Here is a 25,339-nt window from a genome sequence, read left to right as displayed (position 1 = left end):
TGTCACGGTGCCGGTCAGGAGGCGGTGTCGCGCTCCCAGCGGTAGAAGCAGCGCGCCATGGCGTCCTTGGGGCTGCGCCAGGTCTGCGGGTCGTACGCGCTGACGTACGCCGACAGTTCCTCGCTGACGCTCCGGAACTCGGGGTGCCCGGCCACCTTGGCGATGGCGGGGCCCGGGTCCCGCTCGGATTCGATGAGGTGCAGGTACACGTCACCGAACTGGAAGAGGCTGCGCCGGTTGACCCCGATGAGGTGCGGGAGCTCACCCCGGTCGGAGGCGGCGAACACGTCGGAGATCGCCGGAGCCGAGTCGGGCGCCATACGGGCGACGATCAGGGCGTGGTGCATCGGGTGTCCTTCCTGTGCCGGATCCGGCGGTCAGCGGGGCATGGCCGCGGGGCTGCGGCGCTCACGGGCGACCTGCTCGATCCGGTCCCGGATCAGGGCCATCTGCGTGACGGAGTTGCGGTTGATGTTGTCCGTCATCCAGGCGTCGTCGACCGGGGCGTCGGGCTTCATCGCGAAGTCCTGCACCCAGCGCATGTGCGTACCGGCCGGGGTCTCCTCGTACTCCCACCGGATGTTCATGTGCGCGAACGGTCCCGTCTCGACGCGGCGCGCCCGGACGGTCCGCCCGGCACGGTCGACGGTTCTCTGCGAGACCCAGCTCCACACCTTGCCGTTGTCGTCCGGGTGCATGGTGAGGCGGAAGGTGGTCGTGTCGCCGTCCCGGGTCAGGATCTCGAGGGACGCGTACTCGCTGAAGAGCCGCGGCCAGTTCTCGATGTCGTTCGTGATGTCCCACACGAGGTCGAGGGGGGCGTCGATGACGACGCTGTTGTCGGTGTGTCCAGCCACTTCAGGCTCCAGCCTTGAGGGTGTCGTTGATGAGGGCGAGGAACGCCCGCGGGGTCTTGCAGCGCTCCGCGTCGGGGGGCAGGGGCCGGCTGTACCGGTTCTCCAGTTCGCCGACGATGCCGAGCAGGGCGAGCGAGTCGAGTCCGAGGGTGCCGAACGGCGCGTCGAGGGACTGCGCGAGTTCGTGGGGGTCGACGGTGATCCCGGCGGCCTTCTTCATGAGAGCGGCCAGTTCGTCGACGGTCACTTCGGTGGTGATCATGCGGTTGTTCTCCTCATGTGCGGCCCGGGCTACCGGGCGTGGTCGCCGCCGCGCCGTACGACCAGGGCCGAGTTGGACCCCATGAGTCCCCTGCTGAGGACCAGGGCCGTGCGCAGTTCGGCGGGTCGGGCGTTCGACGTCACCAGGTCGAGGTCGTGGCAGATGTCGAACACGTTGGGGGTGGGAGGGATCTGACCGTGCTCCATCGCGAGGACCGCGGCCGCCGTGTCCAGCAGGGGCGCCCCGCAGTAGGCCCGTCCGATTCCCGTCTTGGGCGCCGTCACGGGTACCCGGGTGCCGTGCGCCCCCAGGGCGTCGGCGATGGCCAGGGCTTCGGCGCGGTCGGCCGCCGGGACGCCGAGAGCGTCGGCGAAGACGACGTCGATCTCCTCCGGGGCGATGCCGGCCTCGGTGAGGGCGCCCCGGATCGCGTGGGCGAGCCCTTCGCGGGACCTCTCCCACTGGGAGGCCCCGGTGAACGTGGCCGCGTGTCCGGCCACCAGGGCCCGGACCTCCGCTCCCCGCTCGCGCGCACGCCGCTCGTCCTCCACGACGAGCATGGCGCCGCCTTCCGCGGGCACGAAACCGCAGGCTCCCTCGGTGAAGGGGCGGTAGGCGCGAGCGGGGTCCTCGACGGTACTGAGCTCGGGGTAGCCGAGCTGGCAGACCATCGAGTACGGGGCGAGCGGCGCCTCCGCGGCGCCGACGACCATCGCGCCCGTGCCGCGCCGTACACCGCGGGCGGCGTGCGCGATGGCGTCCAGTCCCCCGGCCTCGTCGCTCGCGACGACTCCGCACGGCCCCTTGAAGCCGCCGCGGATGGAGATCTGGCCGGTGCTGGCCGCGTAGAACCAGGCGATGGACTGGTAGGGGCCGACGAACTTGGAGCCCTGGCCCCACAGTTTCTGCAGTTCGCGCTGGCCGAACTCGCCGCCGCCCGATCCGGCGGCGGTGACCACGCCGACGTCGTACGCGTCCTCGGGGCCGACCGCTCCGAGGCCCGCGTCGTCGAGGGCGAGGACGGTCGCGGCCATCGCGAAGTGGCTGAAGCGGTCGGTCTGGACGAGGAAGCGTTCCTCGATGAGGTCCGCGGCGTCGAAGGCCCGGACCTCACCCGCGACGCGCAGCGGCAGGTGTCCGCATCCCTCGCGGGTGATCCGGTCCAGGAAGCCGAGGCCTTCCCTGACGGACTTCCAGTAGGCGTCGGTGCGCAGTCCGTTGGGCGCGATGACACCGATGCCGGTGACGGCGGCGTGCCGGGGGCGCTGAGTGCTCATCGTGTCCTCCCAGCCGGCCCGGTCAGGAGCACCGCGGACTGGAATCCGCCGAACCCGCTGCCGACGGAGAGCACATTCCTGAGCTTCCGCGGGCGTGCGGTGCGCGGCACGTAGTCCAGGTCGCACTCGGGGTCGGGGGTTTCGTAGTTCGCCGTGGGCGGCACCACCTGGTGCTTCAGGGCGAGGACGCAGGCGACGACCTCGATCGCGCCGATCGCGCCCAGCGAGTGGCCCACCATGGATTTGATGGAGCTCATCGGTGTCCGGTGGGCGTGTTCGCCCAGGGACCGTTTGACCGCGGCGGTCTCGTGCCGGTCGTTCTGCCGGGTGCCGGAGCCGTGCGCGTTGACGTAGTCGATGAGGGTGGGGTCGAGACGGGCCTGGTCGAGCGTGCTGTCGATGGCCCGGGACATCTCCAGGCCCTCGCTGGTCAGACCGGTCATGTGGTAGGCGTTGCCGTAGGTGGCGTAGCCGCCGATCTCGCAGTAGATGTGCGCGCCGCGCGCCCTGGCGTGCTCGTACTCCTCCAGGACCAGTACGGCCGCGCCCTCGCCCATGACGAAGCCGTTGCGGTTGGCGTCGAAGGGCCGGGAGGCGTGCGCGGCGTCGTCGTTGTCGGGCGACGTGGCCTTGATGGCGTCGAAGCAGGCCATCGTGATCGGGGATATCGGCGAGTCGGACGCCCCGGCTATCAGGACGTCGGCCCGGCCTTCCTCGATGGTGTGGAAGGCGTATCCGACGGCGTCGAGTCCGGAGGTGCAGCCGGTGGAGACGGTCTGCACCGGTCCCTGTGCCCCGAACCGTTCGGCGACGACCGAGGCGAGGGTGCTGGGCGCGAACGCCAGGTGCAGTTTCGGGTCGGCCGCCCGGTGGTCCACGTCCCACCGCCGGCCCCGCTCGCTGACCTGGACGTAGTCGTGTTCCAGACGGGTGGTGCCGCCGACGGCGCTGCCCAGGGAGACTCCGACGCGCCAGGGGTCCTCCCGGTCCGTGTCGAGGCCGGAGTCGCGGACGGCTTCTCCGGCCGCGACCACGGCGAACTGGATGTACCGGTCGGTGTGTTCGACCAGATCGGGGTCCAGGCCGTGCGCGAGCGGGTCGAAGTCGCATTCGGCGGCTATGCGCGAGCGCAGGCCCACCGGGTCGAAGAGCGTTATGCCACGGGTCGCGGTGCGGCCGCCTTCGAGGAGGTCCCAGAACGCCTTTGTCCCGGTGCCTCCCGGAGCGACCACACCGATGCCGGTGACGGCCACCCGGCGGGTCACTTTATGGCCCCGCTTCGTTCGGACGGCTGTCCGTGGTCCGGCGCGGACAGGTCGGGCACGGCGGTCATGAACTCGGGGCTCGGCACGGTGTCGTCGGTGGCCTCCGTGTCGACATGGCCGAGGCTCGGTCGCGGGGCGAGCGGGCCGAGGTGGAAGACCATGCGGGCCTCCTCGTCGCCGACGTTGCGGAAGCGGTGCCGCATGTCGATCGGGATCAGCAGGCCCTGGTCGGGCCTGAGCGCGAACGCCTCACCGTCCAGGTCCACCTCGAGAGCGCCGCTGACCACGTACACGAACTCCTCGGAGTACGGGTGGTAGTGCTCGCCGATGCGCTCGCCGGGCTGGATGATCGCCAGGCCCATGAAGCCGCTGGTGGACCCCGCCGTGGCGGGCGTGAGCAGGGCCCGGATGTCTCCTCCGCGCCTGCGGTTGGGTTCCGTCTCGCTCAGGTCCACGATGCGTGGATGGTGCTTGATCATGCTTGAACCTCCGGGTGTGGCGAGGACGTCGGATGGGACGTCCGGGAACGCGGGTGGCGGCGATCCGTCAGGAGCCCGCCGAGCTCCGGTCGGTGACGGGCAGCATGTCGGCGTGCGACAGGAGGCGGTTGATGTTGCGTTCCGTCTCCAGGGAGCCTTCGACGCCGATCGCGGGGCCGTCGAGGAGGCGCTCCAGTTCGGCTGCCTTCTTGGCGCCCTTGAGGCCCAGGGAGGCGACGGGGTCGAGGTCGAGGTCGCCGGTGATGTCGATGAGCCGTACGACGATGTCGTCGCGCTGGAAGACGGTGCTGCTGTACACCGGGCTGTTCTTGTCGTCGGCCGCGGCCTCGTCCTGGTGGGCGAGGAGCCGGGCCAGTTCCATTCCGCAGCCCGTCCGGGCCGGGTAGTACAGAGCGTGCCGGCGCAGCTTCGCGGGTTCCTTGCGGCCGGAGACCACGTGGTGCACGGCCGGGAGCGCCGCCCGGGTGAAGAAGACCCGCGCCGATTCGGGGTCGCTCAGGTCCCGGTCCTGCTCCAGGTAGGGGTTGATGGCCTCCTCGACCGCCCGTACCTCGGGCTGGCGCGCCACGTGGCGCAGGGCCGCGAGGAGGTCGCCCTCCACCTCCACGGCCCGCACGACGCGGTTTCCGTGCATGAAGAGCGAGGTGCGGCGCAGCCGGGTGTTGTCGTCGACCTGGGCCTGGGGCGACTGGTACCCGGCGAGGATCTCGGCGACCTTCGACTCGGATCCGGGCCTGACGGTGAAGGTGAGGGCGTGGCGCGCGACTCCGCTGCCCTCGCGGGCCTCGACCTGCAGGGCCGACCTGGCCGACTCCGGGGTGAGCGGCTCGGCGGGGCTGGTCTCGCGGAGGATGCTGTAGCGCATCGACCGCGTGTCGCGGACGCAGCTGTGCATGGGCCGGACGGTCTCGACGTGCTCCTCGCTGTTCACCCAGGCGAGGAAGGGCGGGGCGCTCTCCCACTCGCTGGTGATGAGCCACTGCGAGGGGTTCTCGATCGACTGGCAGAGCTGGTCACTGATGTGACCGGGGACCGAGGCGACCTGGTTGCGCATGAGTTCGTACGCGTCGAGGAACTGCTGCTGGGCGCCTTCGTACAGGTCGAGCAGCAGGATCACCCGCAGCTTCGAGCCGTCGAAGGCCGACTGCGCGATACGTCCCGAGTTGGACATTGCGGCACACCTCTCCTTTTCGTCACGGAAGTCACGAACGACCGCGGTAGCCGAAACGCCGGGGCCGCCATGAGCTGATCGTTGCCGCGTGCCCGGTACTCCGCGAGCCCCGCGGGTCAGGCGAGTGAACCGCGCGCCATCCGGGTGCCCCTGCCGTGCGAACCGGCCCGCACCGGGCATGGAATCTGCATCCCCATCCCTGACTCGCGTCCCAGGCGGCGCTGGAGGCAATCGATGAACCGATTCGAAGAGGCCGGCGAGAACGGTCTCCATACGCCCGTCCTCATCGTGGGCGGCTCGCTGGTGGGCCTCTCGACCTCGCTGTTCCTGGGGCGCCTCGGGGTGCCGCACATCCTGGTCGAGCGTCACGCGGGTACGTCGATGCACCCGCGGGGGCGCGGCAACAACGTGCGCACCATGGAGATCTTCCGGGTGGCCGGGGTGCAGCGGCGCATCGAGGAGGCGGCGTCGGTCCTCGCGGACAACCACGGCATCCTCCAGACGCCGACCCTGGTGGGCGACGCCGGGGAGTGGCTGTTCAAGGAGATCGACCCCGGCGGCGGGCTGGCCCGCTTCAGCCCGGGAGCGTGGTGCCTGTGCAGCCAGAACGATCTCGAACCGGTGCTGCTGAACAGTGCCCGGGAGCTGGGCGGCGACGTGCGGTTCTCGACGGAGCTGATGTCGTTCGAGCAGGACTCCGAAGGAGTGACGGCGAAGGTCAAGAGCCGGGAGACCGGCGAGCACACGACGATCCGCGCGGACTATCTCGTCGCGGCGGACGGGCCGCGCAGCCCCATCCGCGACACGCTGCGCATCGGCCGGACCGGGCCGGGCGACCTGTTCCACAACGTGAGCCTCACGTTCACCTCGCGCGGCCTCGCGGAGGTGGTCGGCGACCGCCGGTTCATCGTCTGCTATCTGACCGATCCGGCGGCCGACGGTGCTCTGCTGCCGGTCGACAACAAGGAGCACTGGGTCTTCCACGCTCCCTGGCACCCCGAACACGGGGAAACGCTGGAGGAGTTCACCGACGAGCGCTGTGTGGAGCACATCCGGCGGGCCGTCGGCGTGCCGGATCTCGACGTGGAGGTCACCGGCCGTGCGGCCTGGCACGCGGCCGAGCGGGTCGCCGAACAGTACGCGCAGGGACGGGTGTTCCTCGCCGGTGACTCGGCCCACGAGATGTCCCCGACCGGGGCGTTCGGCTCCAACACCGGTATCCAGGACGCCCACAACCTCGCCTGGAAGCTGTCCGCCGTGCTGGCCGGGTGGGCCGGCCCGGGGCTGCTGAAGTCCTACGACGCCGAGCGCCGGCCGGTCGCGGAGGCGACGAGCGCGCGCGCCTCGTCGCGTTCGGTGGAGCACAGCCACCCCGGGTACACCCCCGAGCCCGGAGCGGGCGGGCAGGGCGGCCCCGGCGGCAGGAAGGGCGGGATCCTCAATGTGGCGCTCGCCTACCGCTACCCGAGGGGCGCGGTCCTGGGTGCCGATCCGGCCGCTCCCGTCGTGCCCGAGGGCGTACGGCTGACCGGCGAGCCGGGGAGCAGGGCGCCGCACATGTGGCTGACCCGCGCGGGCGCCCGGATCTCCACGCTCGATCTGTACGAGCGTTCCATGGTGCTGCTGAGCTCGGCGGAGGGCGCCGGCGGCTGGCACGCGGCGGCGAAGGACACGGCCCGGCAGCTCTCCGTCCCCCTCGACTCGTACCGGATCGGCGGCGGGCCCGAGGCGGACCTGGTCCCCGCCGGCGACACCACCTGGGCGGAGGCCCACGGTGTCGGGGCGGACGGCGCGGTGCTGGTCCGCCCCGACGGCTTCGTCGCCTGGCGGTCCGAGGGGCCGTCCAAGGACCCCCGGACGACCCTGCGGAAGGCTCTGGTGGCACTGCTGGACCAGGCCTGACCTGCCCTTTCCCCATGCGACCGAGTCGTGGATCAGAGGCCGTATCGCAGCGACGCCGATACGGCCTCCTGATCATCCTCGACGCTTCACCGGCGGTGCCGCATGGCCTTCAGGACCTGGGTCGGCACGGCTGTGCGCGTGTTCGGGCGCGCGGCGTCGACGGCGATGAAGTACGTCATGGCAGCGCACCCCGGCCGGCAGGCCGACCGGATGTCACCACCGAGCTGTTGCGGTCAGGGCGCCGGTGACGGCGGTCGGACCCCGAGGACGTCGAGCATCGCCCTGGCGGCCGGGCTCGGGTTGAAGCGGCTCCATGCCAGGTACTCGATGCGGTGCGGTCCGTCGACCACCGGGACCAGCGCCAGTTCGGGGTCGGCGGCGGCGGCGAGAGATCACATGCGTTCCTTGACCGGGCGATCACCGGGCCCGCCACAGACCTCGTACGCGCAGCAGGTGGCAGTCGTCGCGCTGACCGCACTCGCTCCCGCGTCCTGGGGCACCACGTACGTCGTGACCACGGAGCTGTTGCCGCCCGGGCATCCGCTGTTCGCCGGCCTGATGCGCGCCCTGCCCGCCGGGCTGCTCGCGCTGGCGATCACCCGGGTGCTCCCGCGCGGGGCATGGTGGTGGAAGGCCGTCGTCCTCGGCGCGCTCAACATCGGCGGGATGCCCCTGTTGTTCCTGGCGGCCGAACGACTCCCCGGCGGTGTCGCCGCCACCATGGGCGCCGCCCAACCGCTGCTGGTCGCCGGCTTGGCCGTCGCGGTGCTCCGCGACCGGCCGACGGCCTGGCGACTGACGTGGGGCGTGACCGGCGTGATCGGCGTCGGACTCGTCGTGCTCGGTCCGCAGGCCCGGCTGGACGCCGTCGGGGTACTCGCCGGCCTCGGCCATACGGCCACCATGGCCGGCGGCGTCGTCCTCACCAAGCGCTGGGGCCGTCCGGAGGGTGTCGGTCCCCTGACCCTGGCCGGCTGGCAACTGACGGTCGGTGGCCTGCTGTTGCTCCCGCTCACCCTCGCGTTCGACGGGGTACCGCAGCGGATCGGCCTCGGAGCTGTCGGCGGCTACCTGTGGCTCGGCAGCATGGGCGGGCTGATCGCGTACACACTGTGGTTCCGCGGGATCGGAAAACTGCCGGTCGGCGCGTCCGCACCGCTGGTGCTGCTGTCCCCGCTGGTCGCGACCGTCATCGGCATCGCGTTGGGCGAGTCGCTGAGCCTGCTGCAGACCCTTGGGCTTGTCCTCGCCCTGGCCGCCTTGCTTGCCGCGCAGCTCAAGGCCCCGAGCCTGTTCGGCGGCATCGCCCGCGGCGGGCGGGCCGGAGATCACATTCGAGAAGACCGACTTCGGGAAGGACGGATTTGATGCAGCCAGGTTCGGTGAAGACCGGTTCGACGAGGACGGGAATGAGGATCGCCGTGGTCGGCGCCACCGGGATGGTCGGCAGCCGGGTGGCCACCGAGGCCGGGGCACGCGGACACCAGGTGCTTGCCCTGTCCCGGAGGCCCGGGCGTGAGGGTCCGAACGTGACGCCGATCGCGGTCGGTGTGACCGACTCGCCCGCCGTACGCGAGGCGCTTGCAGGCTCTGCCGCGAACGGCGCCGCGAACGGCGCCGCGGACGCCGCCGTGCTGACCGTGCGGACCGTTCCGGTCGACCAGGAGTTCCTGGTCGGTGCTACCCGTGCGGTGCTGGACATCGCCGCACAGCTCGGAATTCGCGTCCTGGTCGTCGGTGGCGCCGGTGCGTTGCGCAGCCTCGACGGCAGCGGTCTGCCGGTCGCCGACAACCCCGCGTACGTGCCCGCCGAATGGAACGCCGTCGCCGCTGCCGGGGTGGCCCAGTTGCGGACCTGCCAGGCTCATGCCGGTGCCGATTGGGTCTACCTGAGCCCGCCGGCCCTGCTCGAACCCGGTGAACGAACCGGCCACTACCGGCGCGGCACCGACACCTTGCTCACCGGCGCCGACGGGCGATCGTGGATCAGTGCCGAGGACCTGGCCGTCGCCGTCGTGGACGAACTCGAGACGGCCGGCCCCGAACGCCTCATCACGGTCGTTCACCGGGACCGGCGCCCGGCGGCGGCCTGAGCCGGTCGACGTGATCCCCGCGAACGGCCGAGGGCCGGTTTCGGCTTCCTCCGAAACCGGCCCTCGCCGGCGACTCTCTCAAGTCGGAAAGCTGCGCACGCCTTTGACGAAGCCCCTCACGCCGGGGCCGGTCAGTGCTGCGGAGACGGGCCGAGCAGGTCGAGGCGGAACGCGTTGACCCCGGCCTGGAACCGGCTTTCGGCGTTGAGCGCGAGGAGGATCGCGGCGATGTGCCGTCGGCAGGTGCGCAGTGAGACGCCGGTACGGCGGGCGATCGACTCGTCCTTGGCGCCGGTCGCCAGCAGTTGCAGGATCCGCAGCTTCAGCGGATCGTCGGCCAGGTTGTCCGGGTCCGTCGAAAAGACGTCGACGGACCCCTCGGCACCGACGGCCTGCACGGGCGGCATGGACCGCTCAGCGGGCACCGCGGTGGACCAGGCGGCCTCGAAGAGGAGCCGGGCGAGCCGGACGGCGGCCGGTTCGCGGAGGATCGCGACTGCCGGTTCGCCTCCCGGCACGGCCTGCGGCACCAAGGCGATCCGATCGTCGACCAGCAGGATCTCCTGCGGGAGACCGGGGCTGCTCCGCACCTCGGACTCCCCGGTTCTCGGGTGGGCCGCCAGCAGCTGCCCGGCGCGGGCCGCGTCGGGCACCGAGTCCAGCAGGGCCCGCACCCGCACCCCGCCGGACAACCCGTCCAGCCCTCGGCCGAGCAGCGGCGCGAGCACGGACTGCCGTCGGCCTCCGGACCGCAGCCAGCCCACCTCGGACCGGCAGTCGGTGGCCAGTGAGTGGAGCAGCGCCGAGAGCGCTTCGGTGCCCACGGCGCGCTCGGCGACCGGTCCGTCGAAGGCGGCGGAGACCTGCTTCTGCATCGTGAGCAGGGAATCCAGCCGGCCACCCGCCAGGTCGAGCACCGACCGCCAGTAGCTGCTCTCGCTGGCGAGCATGGCGTGAAGTCCCGACGCTGCCGCTTCGGCCGCGGCCGGCCACCGGGCGGCCGCCCGAACGGCTGCGGGGGTGGCGGCGGGCGCGGATCCGAGCGGGGCGCATCCGAGAGGTGCGTGGCCAAGAGGCGGGGGGCCGTGGGGCGTGGGGCATTGGCAGGTGCTGGGAGCGACTGCAGTTGCTGCCATGTCCGCTGCTGCCGCGCGGAGATGCGTCAAGAATGCTCCTGGAGGAGGGATGAACGAGGTCCGCAGTCCCCGCTCTTGTCGTGGTGGGGGGCGACGTCGCCGAATCTATGGGCGAGGAGATTCGCCGGGCATCCGCAGAACTACCTAACTCATATACGTACTGATGATCAGTCACCTAAGGTGAGCCCTGATCGGGCACGGTCCCGACGGCCGGGGGGATTCTGCTGGACCGGCGCTGGTGCAAGGTGGGGCGGGGCGGGGCCTGTGGACGTACCGGACGTTCGCTCGGGACGGTCGGCAGGGCTGGTCGGCCGGGATGTCGAACTCGGACGGCTGGAACACGCGGTCGGGCAACTGCTGAGCGGCCTCGGGGGAATCCTGGAGATCACCGGTGAGCCGGGTGTCGGCAAGACCCGCCTGCTCCGGGAACTGTCCGCCGACGCCCGTTCGCGTGGCGTCCAGGTCCTGGAGGGCCGGGCGACCGAAGCCGAGACCGGGCTCGGGTTCGGGATCTACCAGGACGCGCTGGGCGACCGGTTCCGTGCCGAGGCAGCCGGACTGCTGCTGCCACCCGGTTTGGCCGACTCGCTCCAGCCGCTGCTCGGCGACGGCCCCGCGAACGAGCTCTGGTCGGATCAGCCCGCACCCGTCGGCGCCGAGCGGGTGCGGACGCACCAGCGGGTGCGCTCGCTGCTCGGCCGGTGGGCCGAGCAGGCACCGACCCTGCTGATCCTGGACGACGCCCACTGGGCCGACCCGGCATCGATCGAGCTCACCGACCATCTGATCCGCCATCGGGTGCGGGAGCCACTGCTGCTGGTGATCACCCACCGTCCCCGGCAGACGGCGCTGCGGCTGCTCGACGTCCTCGGCCGGGCCGACCAGAGCGGCCCGGCCGAGCGGGTCGAGGTCGGACCGCTGTCCGCCGCCGAGTCCGCCGCCCTCGCCCGCCTGGCGGGCGGCACCGGGCAGGCCGACGGCCGGTCGCACCGCTGGGACGAGATTCACCGGGAGAGTGGTGGCAACCCGCTCCTCCTGCTCGCCCTCGCCGACCTGGCGGGGGACGGCGGAGCGGGCGGCGCCCGCCCGCCGGGCACCGGCGGCCGGACACTCGGCCAGCCGGCGGCGGTGCTGCTCGGCGAGCTCGCCCTGGTGTCCGACGACGGCCGGCTGCTCACCGCCGCTGCCGCCGTGCTCGGCGAACGCTTCCTGGTCGAGGCACTGGCGGAGGTCGCCGAACTCGGCACGGAGCGGGCCCACCACGCGGCCACCACGCTGACCCGGCGCGACATCCTGCGCCCGGTCCCGGGCACGCCCCAGCTGACGTTCCGCCACCCGGTCCTGCGCAGGCTGGTCTACCAGCACGCCGACCCGGTCTGGCGGGTCGGCGCACACCGCCGCGCCCTCGCCCGGCTGACCCGGGGCAGCGCCCCCGCGGTGGAGCGGGCCCGGCACGCCGAACGGTGCCTCGTCGACGCCGACCCGCAGGTCGTCCAGATCCTGGAGGAGGCCGCCGAGGCCGCGCTGCGGACCGCCCCGGGCGACGCCGCACGCTGGCTCGGCGTCGCTCTGCAGGCCATCCCCGACGCCCCCGCCGAACGCGACCGCCGGCTCCGGCTGGAGCTCGCGCGCACCCTCGCCCTGGCCACCTCGGGGCAGCTGTCGGAGAGCCGCGACCTGCTGCACGAGGTGCTGGCCCGGGTCCCGACCGACCCGCTGGACCGGCGGATCGAGACCGCGATGCTGTGCGCCCGCGCGGAACGCATGCTCGGCCACTACTCCGAGGCCGAGGCCCTGCTGCGCGACGAGCTGCCCAGGATCGAGGGCTGGTCCTCGCACCAAGCGGTCGCGCTGATGACCGAGTACGGCACGGTGACCCTGCTCACCGGAGGCTTCGCGGACGCCGACCCGTTCCTCGAACGGGCGGTGCGGATGGCCCGCGACCTCGGCGACCCGCCGGCCGAGGCGGCGGCCCTCGCCGTACGCGGACTCGGCAGCATCTGCCTCGGCCGGGTCGACCAGGCCCGCCGGGAGCTGGCCGCGGGCGCCGCGCTGGCCGACCGGCTCTCCGACGCCGACCTCGCCCGGCAGCCGGAGGCACTCGGCCAGCTGGGCTGGGGCGAGCTGTTCGCCGAGCAGTACGCCGACGCGGCCCGCCACCACGACCGGGGTCTGCGCCTGACCCGCCGGTACGGCCAGGACCACGTGGTGCCGCATCTGCTGCTCGGCATCGGCTTCCGGCAGCTCTGGACGGGCGAGCTGCGGCAGGCCGAGCGGACCGCCGAGGGGGCCGAGGAGGTCGCCCGGCAACTCGGCAGCCGTGAGCTCAGGGCCCTGGCGATGGCCCTCCGCGCGTCGGCGACGGGCTCGAATGCCCGACCCGCCGCCGACGGAGCGGCCCTGGCACTCACCGAGCAGGCCGTCCGGTCCGCCCCGGGCAAGGGCTTATGGAGCCGGAGCACGGTGGCCGTCCACGCGCAGGCCCTGCTGGCGGCCGGTCAGGCCGCCCGCTGCGCCCGAGTCCTGCTGGACGCCGGGGGCGGCCCCGAGCTGCCGCTCACCCAGGTGATCTTCCGTCCGCTCTGGTACGCCCTGCTGTCGGCCGCCGCGCTGGCCACCGGCGACATCGCAGAGGCCGACACCTGGGCGGTGCTCGCGGACACCGTGGCCAACCACCTCGGGCTCCGCGGCCAGCAGGGCTTCGCCCGGCGGGCCGGAGGTCTGGTGGCCGCCGCCCGAGGCGAGCCCACCCGGGCCGTGGAGGGCCTCGCGGCGGCGGCCGAGTGGTTCCAGGAAGCCGGGTTCGCCGTCCAGCGTGCGCTGACCCTGGCCATCGGCGCCCCGATCGCGGCCGCCGTCGGGGACCGCCACCGAGCCGACGCCTGGCTGGACGAGGCCGACCGGCTGGCCGCCGAGACCGGCGCCGGCTCGATCGCCGGGCAGGCCGCCGCCGTCCGCCGGGGCCTGGCCGCGCGGTCCGGGACGGCCGGGCAGGCCCCGCCGGACACCGCTCCCCGCCTGGCCCTGCTCACCACACGGGAACGGCAGATCACCGCGCTCGCGGTCGAGGGCACCCGGACCCGGGAGATCGCCGACCGCCTGTTCCTCAGCCCGCGCACCGTCGACGCCCACCTCGCGAAGATCTACCGCAAACTCGGCGTGACCTCCCGAACGGCGCTTGGCGCGCTGCTGGCCGCCGAGGGCGGTCGGCAGGCGCTCGGCCCGGACAGCCCCTAGCACCTGGGTCACGGGCGCAGGTCGAGCATGGGCTCGGCGTACCGGGTCGCGCCGCAGGCCGTCAGGAACACCGGGGACTCCGCCTCGGGCAGGCGCAGCAGGTCCGCGAGCCGGTGTTCGTCGAAGGACCGCGCCGGACGGGCGAACAGGCCGTGCGCCGCCGCGCCCAGGGTCAGCCCGTGCGAGACCCAGCCGCACCAGACCTGGAGCAGACCCCAGGCGGCCGGCCCGAGATCCTCGACCAGCGTCCGCAGGTCGGCCGAGAAGATCCACAGTGCGGTGGCGTGCCGGACGCCGCAGTCGTTGGCTGGCGTGAGCGGGTAGCCGAAGAGCGCCTCCATCCGGCGCGGCAGCTCCGGGTCGGCCTCCGCCAGCCGCAGCCCTCCGTCCGTGAACCCGTACCGGCCGGTGGGCAGAGCGGCCAGCCGCTGCGGCACCACGGTGAGCCTGACCCGGGCAGCCACCTCGCGCAGCGCGACGGGCGCCGGGGCCGCCGCCCAGGCCAGCAGGTCCCGCAGGCAGTCCTCGCCGCGAGTGACCGGCCGGGCGGAGAACCCGCTCAGCGGTCGTGGCACCCGGCCCGCCGACCTGTTCCACCACACCCGGGCCCAGTCCTGGTCCGCCTTCTCCGATCCGGGCCGGGGCAGCTCCGGCAGCGCTCGACCGGCGCCGGAGGGGGTCGCGGGCCCGGCCAGCCGGGGGGCCACGGCGGCGGCGGTCTCGGCGAGGCTGGGATGGCCGGTCTCCACCTCGAGCAGGGCGTCCAGCTCGGCGTCGAGTGCCCCGCCGCCGACCGGCTCCAGCGGTCCGGCCGACGGCAGTTCGCCCACCTCGTGCAGCGTGACCACCACCGGTGCCGACCAGCTCCCCGGGCCGGTCGCGGCCACCAGCCGGGCGGCCCGGACCACCTCGGGTCCCGACACCCGGACCGAGGCCCGCAGGCCGAACAGCTCGGCCGCCGCCAGCAGGCTGCGCAGGTTGATACCGACCTCCAGGTCCGCGAGGGCGCAGCGCAGCACACCGTAGGGCGTCGGCAGATCGGTGTGGCGGCCGGCCAGCACGATGTTCAGGTCGTTCCGGGCGGGACGCGGAGCCGGGGCGCCGGCCGGGTCGAGGTCGACCACGGCGTGCCGGTACGGGTCGAGATACCCGGCCGGGCCCTCGGCCGGCACCGTGAAGACGTGCACCGGAAATTTGCTGCGGACGGAGGCCGTCACGCGGTGGTCGTTGGCGGGATTCGACGGCTCCCGGCGCAGCGGCCCGAATGCCGCTGCCAGCACGGCACCCACCCGTTGGCCGCCGCCCGCCTCGGCGGCACCGACCCGGCCGGCCGGGTAGGGGGTGGCGGCCAGCAGGTCGTGCGCACCGAGGGGCAGCGGACGACCCCGGTCGGCGCGGGCCGACCGCGGCGGCAGGCAGGCGGTGGTCGGCACCCGCTCGTCCACGTTGATCGGATCGTGCAGCAGACCGCGCAGCGGCCCCTGACGCAGCGCGAAGCGGAGCACGTCGGCCGTGCCGGTCACGATTCCTCCGGGGCTCGGGTGTGGGCGGCGGGTGGGTCGGCCAGCCAGATCAGGCCGCAGGGAAGCGGCACGGGGCCGAGCACCGGGTCGGTGGTGAGCCTGCGGGCGTGGACCACGCGGCCGCGCAGCACCTCCGGGGAGCGGAGGGCGGCATCGAGGGCGGTGAGCTCCGTCGGGGCGGCCCACTCCAGGGCCCTGGTGCCGACGGTGGCGGCCGCGAACGCGGCCCTGTCCTGCTGGAGTCCGGCCAGGGCGCGGGCCAGTGCAGCCTGTGCGGCGGCCTGGGCGGACGGTCCCCACTGGCGGGCGAGGCGTTCACCGGTGTCCGCGTGGGTGACGGTGGCCAGGGTCCAGTCGGTGCCTGGGAGGGTGCGGCGGCTGAGCCGGGCGGGATGGTCGAAGTAGTGGGTGAGGGCCCGGACGAGTGATCGGGCCAGCGGCGTGGCCAGTTCGGACGCCGGCAACGGCGGGCCGTCGTCGCTCTCCTCCGCGGACAGGACCCGGAGCAGGCCGTCGAGCAGCCAACGCCGGGACGTCGTACCGGCGGCGGCCGTGCCCGGGTGTGCGGGATCCGGCCTCGCGTCCTCGGCCGTCGCCCGGAGCAGCCGGAGCAGCGCGTCCCGCCGGGCATCCTCGGGTTCCGTCCCCCAGCCGACCAGCACCGGCTGCCCCGGCAGCACGATCGCTTCCAACGCAGCCAAGCGGAAAGGAAGTTGGGGCAGCTCGAGGTCGTCCCGCCACTGCCCGAGCCCGGACCACCGTGTGGTGAGCAGCTCGTCCGGAGTGCTGTCCGCCGGGGAGAGCGTGTCGTCGGCTTCCGCCGGTGCCTGGTGGGTGACCGGTGACCAACGGGGGCCGGCCGGGCGGACGGTGAACGGGTGGAGGGTGGTCCGGAGGGTGCGGCCGTGGACGAGGTGGAGGTCAGGGGTGTCGAGGGCGGTCGCGCCGAGGTGGTCGAGGATGCCGCGGGCGGCGAGCGAGCCTGCGAGGGTGGCGGCGTGCAGCGTGGGGGCGCGCCCGGCGGGGTGGCTGCGGGACCAGGCGGCGGCGCGTTCGGCTGCGGCTCGGAAGGCGCGGGCCTGCGGCACGCCACGCAGCACCGGGCCGACGATCTGGTGGCCGTCCCCGGCCGGGACCGGGATGTACGGGGTGCCGGCCGGGAGGAGGGCGGCGAGCTCGGACAGCTCCACGGGTGCGGCGACGGCGAGGACGGCGGCCGCGGTGCGGGGGCCCGGCCGGTCGGTGACCGTGCCGACGCCCAGGTTCAGCAGCCCGCGGGTGGCGCTTCGGGCGGCGGGACCTTCGCCCAGGACGGCCACCTCGGCCGCGCGCAGGACGGCGAAGGCGGCGTACGGCTCGGCGCAGTGTTCCTCGTAATGTGCCAAGGCGTCCCCGTACCGTTCGGCGGTCTCGGGGTCGGGAACGGGCCCGCCGGCCCGGTCGAGGTCGAACAGCAGGCCCTGGTCGAGCAGCGCCACCAGGACCTGCCGCAGGGCGACCCGCTCGGTCGGCTCGACGACCGAGCCGAGCAGGTCCGCCGCGTCGGCGCCGTCGGTGAGTTCGCCGAGCCGGTCGTCGAGGAGCCGCTGGAGGGGTGGCGGGGAGGCCAGCACGAAATTGCGGTCGCCCCGCGCGCAGTAGAGGCCGCGCGCCACCGGTACGAAGTGCGCGCCGGGGCGCAGCTTCACCCTCATGGCCTGGCCCCGTCGTGGAAGCGCCCGCCGGGCGCGCGGTCGTACTCGAGGACCCACTCCAGGGCGTACGCGCCGTCCTGCACGCCGACGGGAACCTCCTCCAGGCAGCCGTCCCCGGGGAGTTCGCGGACGGTCTCGGCCAGCAGCGCGCTGCCGAGGTCGACGTAGCGGGTGCGGTCGGGTGCCGTCGGCAGCAGGCCGAGGAGGCCGTCGAGGTCGCAGTCGGCCGGGCGGGGTTCGACCATCAGCAGTTCCTCGGGGACGTCGTGGGCGGCCCGCCAGTCGGCGAGCGCGCAGAGCAGTCCGGGCCCGGTGGCGGTGGGCAGGTCCTCGCCCGGGTACCAGCGGCGGCCCTGGAGGACCACCCGGCCCGCTGTCAGCCTGGGCACCGAGATCGTGCCGGTGGTGCGGTGCGGATCGGCAGCGGTCTCCCCGACGAGGTCGAGCCGGAGGCGGCCGGTGCCGTGCAGCCAGAGGGCGATCCGCATCGGCGGCGCGAGCCGGTCGGGCGTGGCCAGGGCCGGGGAGTGCACGGCGACCGGCGCACCGTCCGGGTCGAGCAGCTCCAGGGTGTCGGTGCCGGGGTCGTGGGCCAGGGTGAGGCCGAGCCAGCCGACCGGGCCGATCCGGTCGGGGAGGAGCGGTGGGCGGTGGTTGACGTCGAGGCCGTGCAGCCCGCGGTCCTCCAGCAGGACCGCGGGGCCCGCGGCGCGGTTCAGCCGCTCGGCGAACCTGGTGTGGGCCTCGCCGCCGAGCGTGCGATCGGTGCCGGTGTACCGCAGTGCGGAACTCCCGCCGCCGGGGTGGTACCCCCGGACCGCGAGTCGGTCACCGATCGGCCGCACCAGCACTCCGTACGAGGCGTGGGGCCGGCGGAAGCGCTCGGGAAGTCCGTCGGCGAGGGCGACCAGCTCCGCCGGGTCGATGCTGACCTCGGTGGGCCCGGTCGCGATCCGCTCGCCGAGCAGTGCCCGGGCAGCGGCGCGCAGCCGCAGCAGTTCGGTGAGGGAGCCGTCGGCGGGGCCGAAGTCCGTACTGGTGACGGGGGTCAGCAACCGGGCCCGGCGGGCGACCACGGTGACCAGGTCGGCGGCGCAGTCTGCCAGCCTGACCCGGGCTCCGGGGCCGAACCGCTCGGTGAAGGCCGCGGCCAGCAGCGCCCGGGCGTCGTGCACCCGGTCGGACAGGGCGGCGAACTCCAGCACCCGGGCCAGGTCGTCCAGGGCCACCCGGTGGGGCGACGCGGCGATCCCGACCGGCGGCAGCACGTACTCCTCGGTGACCCGTAGTCCGATCGGGTGCGAGAGCAGGGCGTTGAGAGCCTGCTGGTCCTCGGCCAGCCCGGCCAGGGCGTCGGCCGGTGGCCGCCTGCGACCTGCCGCGGCGTCCAGTCGCTCCTGGACATCGGCAAGCAGCTTGGCCGCTCCGGGGTGACGGTCGGCCAGGAGTTTGGCGGCGGCTGCCGCAGGGCGTTCGTCCTGACCGTCGAACTCTGCTGCGCCGACCAGGAGTTGGAGCTCGACCGCCTCGGCCGCGAGGGCAGCTGCGGCCTCCGGTCCCAGCGCGAGCCCGGCGGCCAGCTCCCGGACCAGCACCTCGGCGGGCAGCGGACCGAGCTCGACCAGGCCGAGCAGGGCCCGGACCTTCCCGGTCATCGCGGTGCCGACCAGCCGGAGCTGTTCGCCGTCGCGGCGGTAGAACCGGACCTGGGAGTGCCGGTGCCGCAGGGTCCAGTTGGCGCGCAGCAGCGGCGGGAGCGAGCCGGCCGCCGGATCCGGGCCGGCCAGCAGGGCGTCGACCGCCATCACCAGCTGCGGCCGGTCCAGCGCGAGGACGCAGCGGCCGCGGGCCGGGTCGAGGCCGGGTCGGTCCAGCGAGGCGCCGTGCTCGTCCCAGCGGCCCAGGGCGACTGCCGTGTGCGCCGTCGGCGGCCCGAGCCGGACCATCGCCCGGGAGAGCTGCTCCAGGACGGCGGGCTCCGAAGCCGTGCCGTCCTGCGCGGCGGCGAGGTAGCTGCTCACCGGGCCGCCGGGCCGTCCGGCGGCGAGCGCCGATCGGAAACCGTCCCCGAGCAGCGCCGAGCGCAGCACGGCGCGCTCCTGCCGTAGCGCCTCGCCGTGGGCGGTCGCCACCTCGCGTTCGGCCGCCGTCCGGTCCGGGGCGGTGGCCAGCGCGCTCAGGGCGGCTCGCAGACCGGGCGAGGTGAGGCGGCGGCCGGGGACGCGGCCGAGCAGGAGCACCGGGGTGTCCGCCGGGCCACCGCCGGCCGGGGCGGTCATACGGTGGCTCCGGCAGGTGCCGCGCTCTCGGTGGCGAGCCGGGGACGGACCTTGTCGGCGAAGAGTTCCACCGAGCGCATGGCGTCGGTGCCGCCGAAGCCGCCGAAGTCCGCCTGCCAGAGGATCCCGTCCACGGAGACCCGCTCCTGGAAGCGGCCGATCTGGTCGGCGACGTGCTCGGGCGAGCCGACGAACGCCGTCCCGGTGGCCCGCAGGTCCTTCGCGGTCAGCGTACGGACCACGTTGCCCAGACCGGTGTACCGCACGTAGTCGGTGGAGACGGTCTCGTCCCAGGTGTCCAGGGCGGAGGCCCAGACCTTCAGGTACTCGTTCAGGTGCGGGTCGGCCAGCTCGCGGGCCTTCTGGTCGGTCTCGGCGACCAGCAGCGGCAGGCTGGCCATGACTCTCGGGGTGCCGTCCGGGTGGTGCGCGGCGAACGCCTCGCGGTAGCGGGCCGTGAGCGAGGTGTCGAACTCGCGGCCGGTCGGGGTGATCAGCAGACCGTGGCCGAACCGGCCGATCCGGTCGAAGCTCTCCGGGGTCTGCACGGCGGCGGCCCAGAACGGCGGCCGCGGGTTCTGGGTCGGCCGGGGAAGCACGGTGGCGTTCTGGAACGAGAAGTACGGGGTGTCCTCGGTGACCTGCTCCTCGGTCAGCAGCCGGTGCACCGCGTCGATCGTCGCTTCGAAACGCTGCCGGCTGCCGTCCATCGGCACCTGGAAGGTCTCGAACTCGTGCGGCAGGTAGGCACGGGCGAAGCCGACCTCCAGGCGCCCGTTGCTGATCGCGTCGACCATGGCGATGTAGGAGGCGAGCTTCACCGGGTGGTGGAAGACCGGCAGGGTGCAGCCGGTGATCAGCCGGATCTGCCGGGTCTGCGCGGCCACCGCGGCCAGGAAGGTCAGCGGGCTCGGGCAGTAGCCACCGTAGGCGTGCAGGTAGTGCTCGGTCATCTTGACGTAGTCCATCCCGGACTCGTCCGCCAGTCGGCAGAGGTCGAAGACCTCCCGGTAGTAGTCGACCGGAGACTTGGTCTCCGGTGAGGAGTCGGGGAGGAAGGAGACGCCGAATCGCATGGTGTTGCTCCTAACTGGACGTCAGTCGGTGTCGGCCTGGGCGGGCGGGCCGAGCAGCACCGCGGTGTACGCCTCGGGGCGCAGGTGGGCGGCGGCGGCCGCGCCGACCTCGTCGTCGGGGACCGCGCGCAGCCGGTCCGCGATCCCGTCGGCCCAGTCGGCGGGCAGGCCGGCCAGGACCGGCCCGTACAGGCTGTCGGCCAGGCCCTTCTGGGTGGAGCGGACGAGCGCCTGGATTCCGAGTGCGTAACCCCGGGCGGCGGCGATCTCCTCGGCGGTCGGCGGTCGGTCGCCGGAGATCGCGGCCAGTTCTGCCAGGGTGCCGTCGACGGCCGCAGTCGCGTGCTGCGGCGCGCTGGCGAACCGGACGGTGCCGAGCGCCGAACCGGTCCGCTGCTCGATCACGGACTGCCCGGTGTAGATCCGGCCCTCCCGTTCGCGCAGCCGTTGGACCAGGCGCGACGAGAAGTAGCCGCCGAAGACCTGGTCCGCGAGCACCAGCGCGGGGTAGCCCGGATCTGTCCGGACCAGGGAGGGCGCGGCCAGCCGGGCCTCGCACTGCCGGGACCCGGCGGCCGGGACGGCCTGGGCCGGCTCCCCCCGGTGGGCCGGGGCGGGCAGCGGGGTCATTCCCACCGCCCGGAGCCGGGCCGACCAGCCACCCAGCGTGATCGCCGACTCCTCGACGACCCGGGTGGGGTGGACGTCTCCGACCAGGATCAGCGCCGAGCCGCGCGGCACCAGTCGGGTCCGGTGCAGCTCGGCCACCTCGTCCCGGTCGACGGCTGCGGCCTGGTCCGTGGTGGGGGTCTCCCGGGTGGCCGGGTGATCGCCGAAGCAGCGGCGGAGCAGCGCTGCCCGCGCGGTCCGGGCCGGCATCGACTCGGTGAGCCGGATCCGGTGCAGCAGCCGCTCGCGCTCGGCCTCCAGCGTGGCCGGCTCGTACCCGGCGCCGGTGAGGCAGTCCGCGAGCACGGTCAGCAGCCGGGGCAGGCCCTCGGTCAGTACCTGACCGGTGATCCGGAGTTCCTCGGGCCCGACCACGGCCTTCAGACTGCCGCCCACGGCGGCGAGTTCGTCGTCGACGGCGGTCCGGCCGGCCCCCGCGCGGCCGGTCAGCAGGGTGCAGGCGAGCAGTTCGGCGGCGGCCGTGTGCCGAGCGGTGGAGCCGCCGAAGGGCACGCCCAGGCGGAGTTGGACCACCGGGGCGGTGGCCCGGCGAGCCGCCACCACGCGCAGTCCGGTGGGCAGGACGGTGTCCACCACCTCCAGCGGTGGCGCGGGCCGCGGTGGGGCGAGCGGGGGCAGCGTGGCCCCGGTGGTGCCGGAGTTCATCGGTCGGCCTTCCGCTCGGGTACCAGCTGGAGCACGGCCGGGTGGCGGCCGGCCAGGTCGGCCGTCACCCGGCGCACGTCCTCGGTGGTGACGGTGGCGAAGCGCCGCGGTGCGTCGAGGACCAGTTCGCCGTCGCCGTGCAGCAGTTCGTAGCCGGCCAGCCGTCGGGCGCGGACCCCGACCGGGTCGGTGTCGGAGTACCAGGCGGTCTGCAACCTTCGTACCGCGCGCAGGAGTTCGTCCTCGGCGGGGCCTTCGGCGGCCAGTTCGGCGAGTACCTCGTCGATGGCCTCCGCCGTGTGCCGGGCGGAGATGCCGGGCGGGCAGACGGCGTTCACCAGGAAGGCGTCCGGGTCCCGGGAGTCGAAGGGGCCGGAGAGGCCGGCCATCGCCATCACCTGGGTGGCCAGCCGGCGTTCGCGGATCAGTGAGCGGCGCAGCCGGCTCGACTCGCCGTCGCCGAGGACGGCGGCGGCGGCCACGGTCGCCAGGTAGTCGGGCGAGTCCGGCGGCGGCATCCGCCGGCCGACGGCGATCGCGGGGAGGGGAGCGAGGCGGTCGGTGCGTTCGACCGTGCGAGGCCCGGCGAGCGGCGGTTCGGCGAGCTCGGGCGGCGGAGCGGCCGCACGGGGCGGGATCGTCCCGAAGTGCCGCTCGGCCAGCTTGACCACCTCGTCGGGGTCGATGCCGCCGCAGACGGCGAGCACGGCGTTCGCCGGGGCGTAGTGGTGGTCGAAGAAGTCCACGCACTCCTCGACCGTCGCCGCGCCGAGCGACGCGTGATCGCCGTACCCGTCATGGGTGTTGGCGAACGAGTCGAAGAGCACCTGCGGCAGCTGGAAGGTGGGGAAGCCGCCGTACGGCCGGTTGGTGACCGTGCGGCGGATCTCCTCGGCGATCACCGAGGCCTGGGTGGTGATCGCCTCCGGGGTGATCCGGGGTGCCCGCATCCGGTCGGCCTCCAGGAAGAGGCCGAGCTCCAGGGCCTCGGCCGGCATCGCCTGGAAGTAACTGGTGTGGTCGCGGTGGGTGGTGCCGTTGAAGACGCCGCCGTTGGCCTGGACGTGCCGGGCGTGCTCCTGGGCCGTGAGGTTGGCGCTGCCCTGGAACATCAGGTGCTCGAAGAGGTGTGCGAAGCCGGACCGGGACTCGGAGCGATAGCCGACCCCGTAGGCGACGGCCAGGCCGACGGCCGGACTGCCCGGGTCCGGGATCACCACCAGCCGCAGACCGTTGGCCAACCGGTGCCGGTGCACCTCGGCGACGGCGGGTGCGGCCGCCGCGGTGGGCACCGTCATGAGCCGCTGCGGATCGCGCGGGCGGCGAACCAGGTGGCGAATGCCGCCAGACCGGCCGCGACAGCCACTCCGACCAGGGTGTCGCTACCGCTGAACTCGCCTGCGAACAAGGCACGTTCGGCTGTCACGATGTGCGAGATCGGGTTGGCTTCGGCCAGTCCGGCGAGCCAGCCGGGCGCCAGCGCCAGCGGCAGCAGCACCCCGGAGAGCAGCATGGCGGGCAGCATCAGGGTGTTGAGCAGCCGGCCGTACGCCTCTTCGTTCTTCACCAGCAGCGCGAGCCCGTACGCGAGGCCCGACATCGCCAGGCCGACCACGGTGACCAGGGCGAACGCCGCCAGCACCCCGCCGACCGGCGCCCGCAGTCCGGCGACCAGCGCACCCAGGGTGAGCAGCCCGGCCTGGACGGTGAGTACCACGGCGTCCCGGAGCATCCGGCCCAGCAGCAGGCCGAGTTCGCCGGCCGAGGAGATCCTCATCCGGTCCAGCGCACCGGACCGGGCTTCCGAGATGATGCCGAAGCCGACGAACACGGCGGAGAAGACGCCCTGCTGGACGAGCAGACCAGGGACGAAGACCCGCCAGGTGTTGCCCCCCTCGAAGCCCGGTGCCTGGCCGATCCGGTTCAGCAGCGGGCCGAACAGGGCCAGGTAGAGCAGCGGCTGCATCAGGCCGAAGATCACCCAGGAGGGATTGCGGAGGGTGTAGCGCATCGAGCGCTGGAAGATGATCCAGCTGGTCGCGGCGGTGGTCACGTGGTCACCTCGGTGTTCGGCGTCTCGGTGGCCGACAGGATCTGGTCTCCGTCGGAGGGCACGGGCAGGGCCGGGCGGCCCTCCTCGCGCAGGGAACGGCCGGTCAGACGCAGGAAGACGTCGTCCAGGGTGGGGCGCTTGACGGAGACCGACTCCAGGGCGACGTCGGCGAGGTCGAGGGCCCGCAGCAGCTCAGGGAGCAGTCGCTGGGCGTGCGCCACGTGGAACTGCACGCCGTCCGGCGTGGTGTCCAGGTCGCAGCCGGGGACCAGCCGCGCGACCACGGTCGCGGCGTCGCTGATCCGGCTGGTCTCCAGGGTGACCACGTCACCGCCGATCCGGCCCTTCAGCGCCTCGGCGGTGTCGGAGGCGATCACCTGGCCGCCGTCGATCACGATGATCCGGTCGCAGAGCAGGTCGGCCTCTTCCAGGTAGTGCGTGGTGAGGAAGACGGTGGTGCCGTGCTCGGTGCGAAGTCTGCGCAGGTGGTCCCAGAGGTTGGCCCGGCTCTGCGGATCCAGGCCGGCGCTCGGCTCGTCCAGGAAGAGTACGGCGGGGTGGTGCACCAGCCCGAGCGCGACGTCCACCCGGCGGCGCTGGCCGCCGGAGAGCTTGGCGACCGGCCGTCCGCTGAAGCCGTCGAGCTCGAACTGGTCGATCAACTCGGCTGTGCGGGCGGCTGACTGACCGGTCGTCATTCCCTGGAGCCGGGCCTGGGTGCGCAGTTCGTCAGCGACCAGGTGCTCGGAGCCGCCGGACGACTGGCCGACGTAGCCGATCGCCCGCCGCACCGCGGCCCGCTCGCGGACCACGTCGTGGCCGGCCACCGAGGCGGTGCCGCCGGTGGGCGTCTGGAGGGTGGTGAGCATGCGTACCGTGGTGGTCTTTCCGGCGCCGTTGGGGCCGAGGAAGCCCACCATCTCCCCCTCGGCCACCTCCAGGTCGATGCCCCGGACGGCGTCCACGGTCCCGTTCCGAACGGCTTCGACCGTGCCGAAGCGGGTCCGGTACGAGTAGCTGAGGCCTTGCGCGCTGATCACAGAGTTCCTCCGGTCCTGAACTGAAACAGGACGCCGCGGGATGAGATCGACGGACAACGGTCAAGCCCTGGGCGGTCCGTCGGCGTCGCCGCACCGGCAGCGGCCGGGCACTGCGCCACTCTTGCCAATTCCGCGTTGCGGAGTCCAGCTCCCGGCCGGGCCGGAGATGCCGTCTGACAGCAACGTGCCAAAGGCGGCGACGTGGATCCGCCGGATTGTCCGGACTTGGCGACGGGGTGGCCCAGCCGGCATTCGCGTCCACGAAAAGAAATCTCGGCGGCGGCATTTTGCTGCCGTTCGATTTCCTTGCCGGGATCTCTCGGCAGGCAGTTAGCTCATGCCCAGCCGCCGGCAGACCGCCGGTCGATCCGAAAGGAACCCGCCATGAGCACCGCTGTGGACTTCGCCGCGTTCGACGTCAACGAGCTGGCCGTCCTGGACGCCAACGACGCCGTCGCGCTGCCCGACATGGGCGCCTCGGTCATCATCATCATCAGCTACACCGAGGACGGCGAGGAGATCCTCACCGAGGACTCACTCAGCATCGACGGAAGTGGCTCGCTCAGCACCTCCTCCTCCTGCTGCTGATCTCCCGCAGCTGACCATCCCCGGCTTCTCGTAGCCGGGTGCCGGCAGAGC

Annotated in this window: 21 protein-coding genes and 1 pseudogene; 5 read left to right on the top strand and 17 right to left on the bottom strand. The window is 73.4% G+C overall.

What is annotated here, in order from left to right; translation table 11 throughout:
• Positions 1-14: 14 nt before the first annotated feature.
• From OG485_RS36780 to OG485_RS36750, 7 genes are all read right to left on the bottom strand, one after another.
• Positions 15-347 carry a TcmI family type II polyketide cyclase gene (locus OG485_RS36780; protein WP_328445616.1) on the bottom strand — a complete coding sequence of 111 codons (333 nt, stop codon included), beginning with the start codon at positions 345-347 and terminating at the stop codon, positions 15-17.
• Positions 348-377: 30 nt separating this feature from the next.
• Entirely contained in the window at positions 378-857 is a 480-nt protein-coding gene (locus OG485_RS36775) for an SRPBCC family protein (RefSeq protein ID WP_326784245.1), read from the bottom strand.
• A 1-nt stretch (position 858) separates the two neighbouring features.
• A complete protein-coding gene (locus OG485_RS36770; RefSeq protein ID WP_326784246.1) occupies positions 859-1,119 on the bottom strand; it encodes an acyl carrier protein in 261 nt (86 codons plus the stop codon).
• A gap of 29 nt (positions 1,120-1,148) precedes the next feature.
• The gene (locus OG485_RS36765; RefSeq protein WP_328672849.1) at positions 1,149-2,396 is read right to left on the bottom strand and encodes a ketosynthase chain-length factor; all 1,248 of its coding nucleotides are present in this window, start codon (positions 2,394-2,396) and stop codon (positions 1,149-1,151) included.
• Positions 2,393-3,661: a beta-ketoacyl-[acyl-carrier-protein] synthase family protein gene (locus OG485_RS36760; RefSeq protein WP_328672848.1), complete on the bottom strand. Its 1,269-nt coding sequence runs from the start codon at positions 3,659-3,661 to the stop codon at positions 2,393-2,395. Before OG485_RS36760 ends, OG485_RS36765 begins: the two co-directional genes overlap by 4 nt.
• Positions 3,658-4,140 (bottom strand): cupin domain-containing protein, encoded by a 483-nt coding sequence (locus tag OG485_RS36755; protein WP_328672847.1) that lies wholly within the window; start codon positions 4,138-4,140, stop codon positions 3,658-3,660. The genes OG485_RS36760 and OG485_RS36755 overlap by 4 nt, the downstream gene beginning before the upstream one ends.
• A 67-nt stretch (positions 4,141-4,207) precedes the next feature.
• Entirely contained in the window at positions 4,208-5,332 is a 1,125-nt protein-coding gene (locus tag OG485_RS36750) for a SchA/CurD-like domain-containing protein (RefSeq protein WP_328672846.1), read from the bottom strand.
• A 234-nt stretch (positions 5,333-5,566) separates the two neighbouring features.
• Between OG485_RS36750 and OG485_RS36745 the strand changes: the two genes are divergently transcribed.
• Positions 5,567-7,234, top strand: coding sequence for an FAD-dependent oxidoreductase (locus OG485_RS36745; protein WP_328672845.1), 1,668 nt, complete (start codon positions 5,567-5,569; stop codon positions 7,232-7,234).
• Between the two features lie 233 nt (positions 7,235-7,467).
• Here OG485_RS36745 and OG485_RS36740 read toward each other — a convergent pair.
• Positions 7,468-7,617 (bottom strand): annotated as a pseudogene (locus OG485_RS36740) (LysR family transcriptional regulator); the annotation flags it as partial.
• Positions 7,618-7,630: 13 nt separating this feature from the next.
• On the opposite strand from OG485_RS36740, the gene OG485_RS36735 reads away from it, so the two are divergent.
• Together OG485_RS36735 and OG485_RS36730 are read left to right on the top strand one after the other, a co-directional pair.
• Positions 7,631-8,602, top strand: coding sequence for an EamA family transporter (locus tag OG485_RS36735; RefSeq protein ID WP_328672844.1), 972 nt, complete (start codon positions 7,631-7,633; stop codon positions 8,600-8,602).
• A 41-nt stretch (positions 8,603-8,643) separates the two neighbouring features.
• Positions 8,644-9,327: an NAD(P)-dependent oxidoreductase gene (locus tag OG485_RS36730; protein ID WP_328674790.1), complete on the top strand. Its 684-nt coding sequence runs from the start codon at positions 8,644-8,646 to the stop codon at positions 9,325-9,327.
• 131 nt (positions 9,328-9,458) lie between these two features.
• On the opposite strand, the gene OG485_RS36725 is transcribed toward OG485_RS36730, so the two are convergent.
• Positions 9,459-10,277: a LuxR C-terminal-related transcriptional regulator gene (locus tag OG485_RS36725; protein WP_328672843.1), complete on the bottom strand. Its 819-nt coding sequence runs from the start codon at positions 10,275-10,277 to the stop codon at positions 9,459-9,461.
• A 450-nt stretch (positions 10,278-10,727) separates the two neighbouring features.
• Here OG485_RS36725 and OG485_RS36720 point away from each other — a divergent pair, with 450 nt between their 5' ends.
• Entirely contained in the window at positions 10,728-13,700 is a 2,973-nt protein-coding gene (locus OG485_RS36720; RefSeq protein WP_328672842.1) for an ATP-binding protein, read from the top strand.
• Positions 13,701-13,708: 8 nt separating this feature from the next.
• On the opposite strand, the gene OG485_RS36715 is transcribed toward OG485_RS36720, so the two are convergent.
• From OG485_RS36715 to OG485_RS36680, 8 genes are read right to left on the bottom strand one after another with little or no spacing between them, the layout of a single operon-like run.
• A complete protein-coding gene (locus tag OG485_RS36715; RefSeq protein ID WP_328672841.1) occupies positions 13,709-15,223 on the bottom strand; it encodes a hypothetical protein in 1,515 nt (504 codons plus the stop codon).
• Positions 15,220-16,917, bottom strand: a complete 1,698-nt coding sequence (locus OG485_RS36710) for a hypothetical protein (protein WP_328672840.1) — start codon at positions 16,915-16,917, stop codon at positions 15,220-15,222. Before OG485_RS36710 ends, OG485_RS36715 begins: the two co-directional genes overlap by 4 nt.
• Positions 16,914-19,196: a hypothetical protein gene (locus OG485_RS36705; protein WP_328672839.1), complete on the bottom strand. Its 2,283-nt coding sequence runs from the start codon at positions 19,194-19,196 to the stop codon at positions 16,914-16,916. The genes OG485_RS36710 and OG485_RS36705 overlap by 4 nt, the downstream gene beginning before the upstream one ends.
• Positions 19,193-20,272 carry an LLM class flavin-dependent oxidoreductase gene (locus OG485_RS36700; protein WP_328672838.1) on the bottom strand — a complete coding sequence of 360 codons (1,080 nt, stop codon included), beginning with the start codon at positions 20,270-20,272 and terminating at the stop codon, positions 19,193-19,195. Before OG485_RS36700 ends, OG485_RS36705 begins: the two co-directional genes overlap by 4 nt.
• A 21-nt stretch (positions 20,273-20,293) precedes the next feature.
• Entirely contained in the window at positions 20,294-21,607 is a 1,314-nt protein-coding gene (locus OG485_RS36695) for a M16 family metallopeptidase (RefSeq protein WP_328672837.1), read from the bottom strand.
• Positions 21,604-22,905 carry a M16 family metallopeptidase gene (locus OG485_RS36690; RefSeq protein WP_328672836.1) on the bottom strand — a complete coding sequence of 434 codons (1,302 nt, stop codon included), beginning with the start codon at positions 22,903-22,905 and terminating at the stop codon, positions 21,604-21,606. The genes OG485_RS36695 and OG485_RS36690 overlap by 4 nt, the downstream gene beginning before the upstream one ends.
• A complete protein-coding gene (locus OG485_RS36685) occupies positions 22,902-23,660 on the bottom strand; it encodes an ABC transporter permease (protein ID WP_328672835.1) in 759 nt (252 codons plus the stop codon). Before OG485_RS36685 ends, OG485_RS36690 begins: the two co-directional genes overlap by 4 nt.
• Positions 23,657-24,700: an ATP-binding cassette domain-containing protein gene (locus tag OG485_RS36680; protein ID WP_328672834.1), complete on the bottom strand. Its 1,044-nt coding sequence runs from the start codon at positions 24,698-24,700 to the stop codon at positions 23,657-23,659. Before OG485_RS36680 ends, OG485_RS36685 begins: the two co-directional genes overlap by 4 nt.
• Before the next feature lie 384 nt (positions 24,701-25,084).
• On the opposite strand from OG485_RS36680, the gene OG485_RS36675 reads away from it, so the two are divergent.
• Positions 25,085-25,288, top strand: a complete 204-nt coding sequence (locus tag OG485_RS36675) for a hypothetical protein (RefSeq protein ID WP_328672833.1) — start codon at positions 25,085-25,087, stop codon at positions 25,286-25,288.
• Positions 25,289-25,339 lie beyond the last annotated feature (51 nt).

The organism is Streptomyces sp. NBC_00328 (assembly GCF_036139655.1).
Taxonomy (GTDB): domain Bacteria; phylum Actinomycetota; class Actinomycetes; order Streptomycetales; family Streptomycetaceae; genus Streptomyces.
Note: the sequence above shows the minus strand (reverse complement) of the source record. Positions and strands in the feature narration are given on the sequence as shown.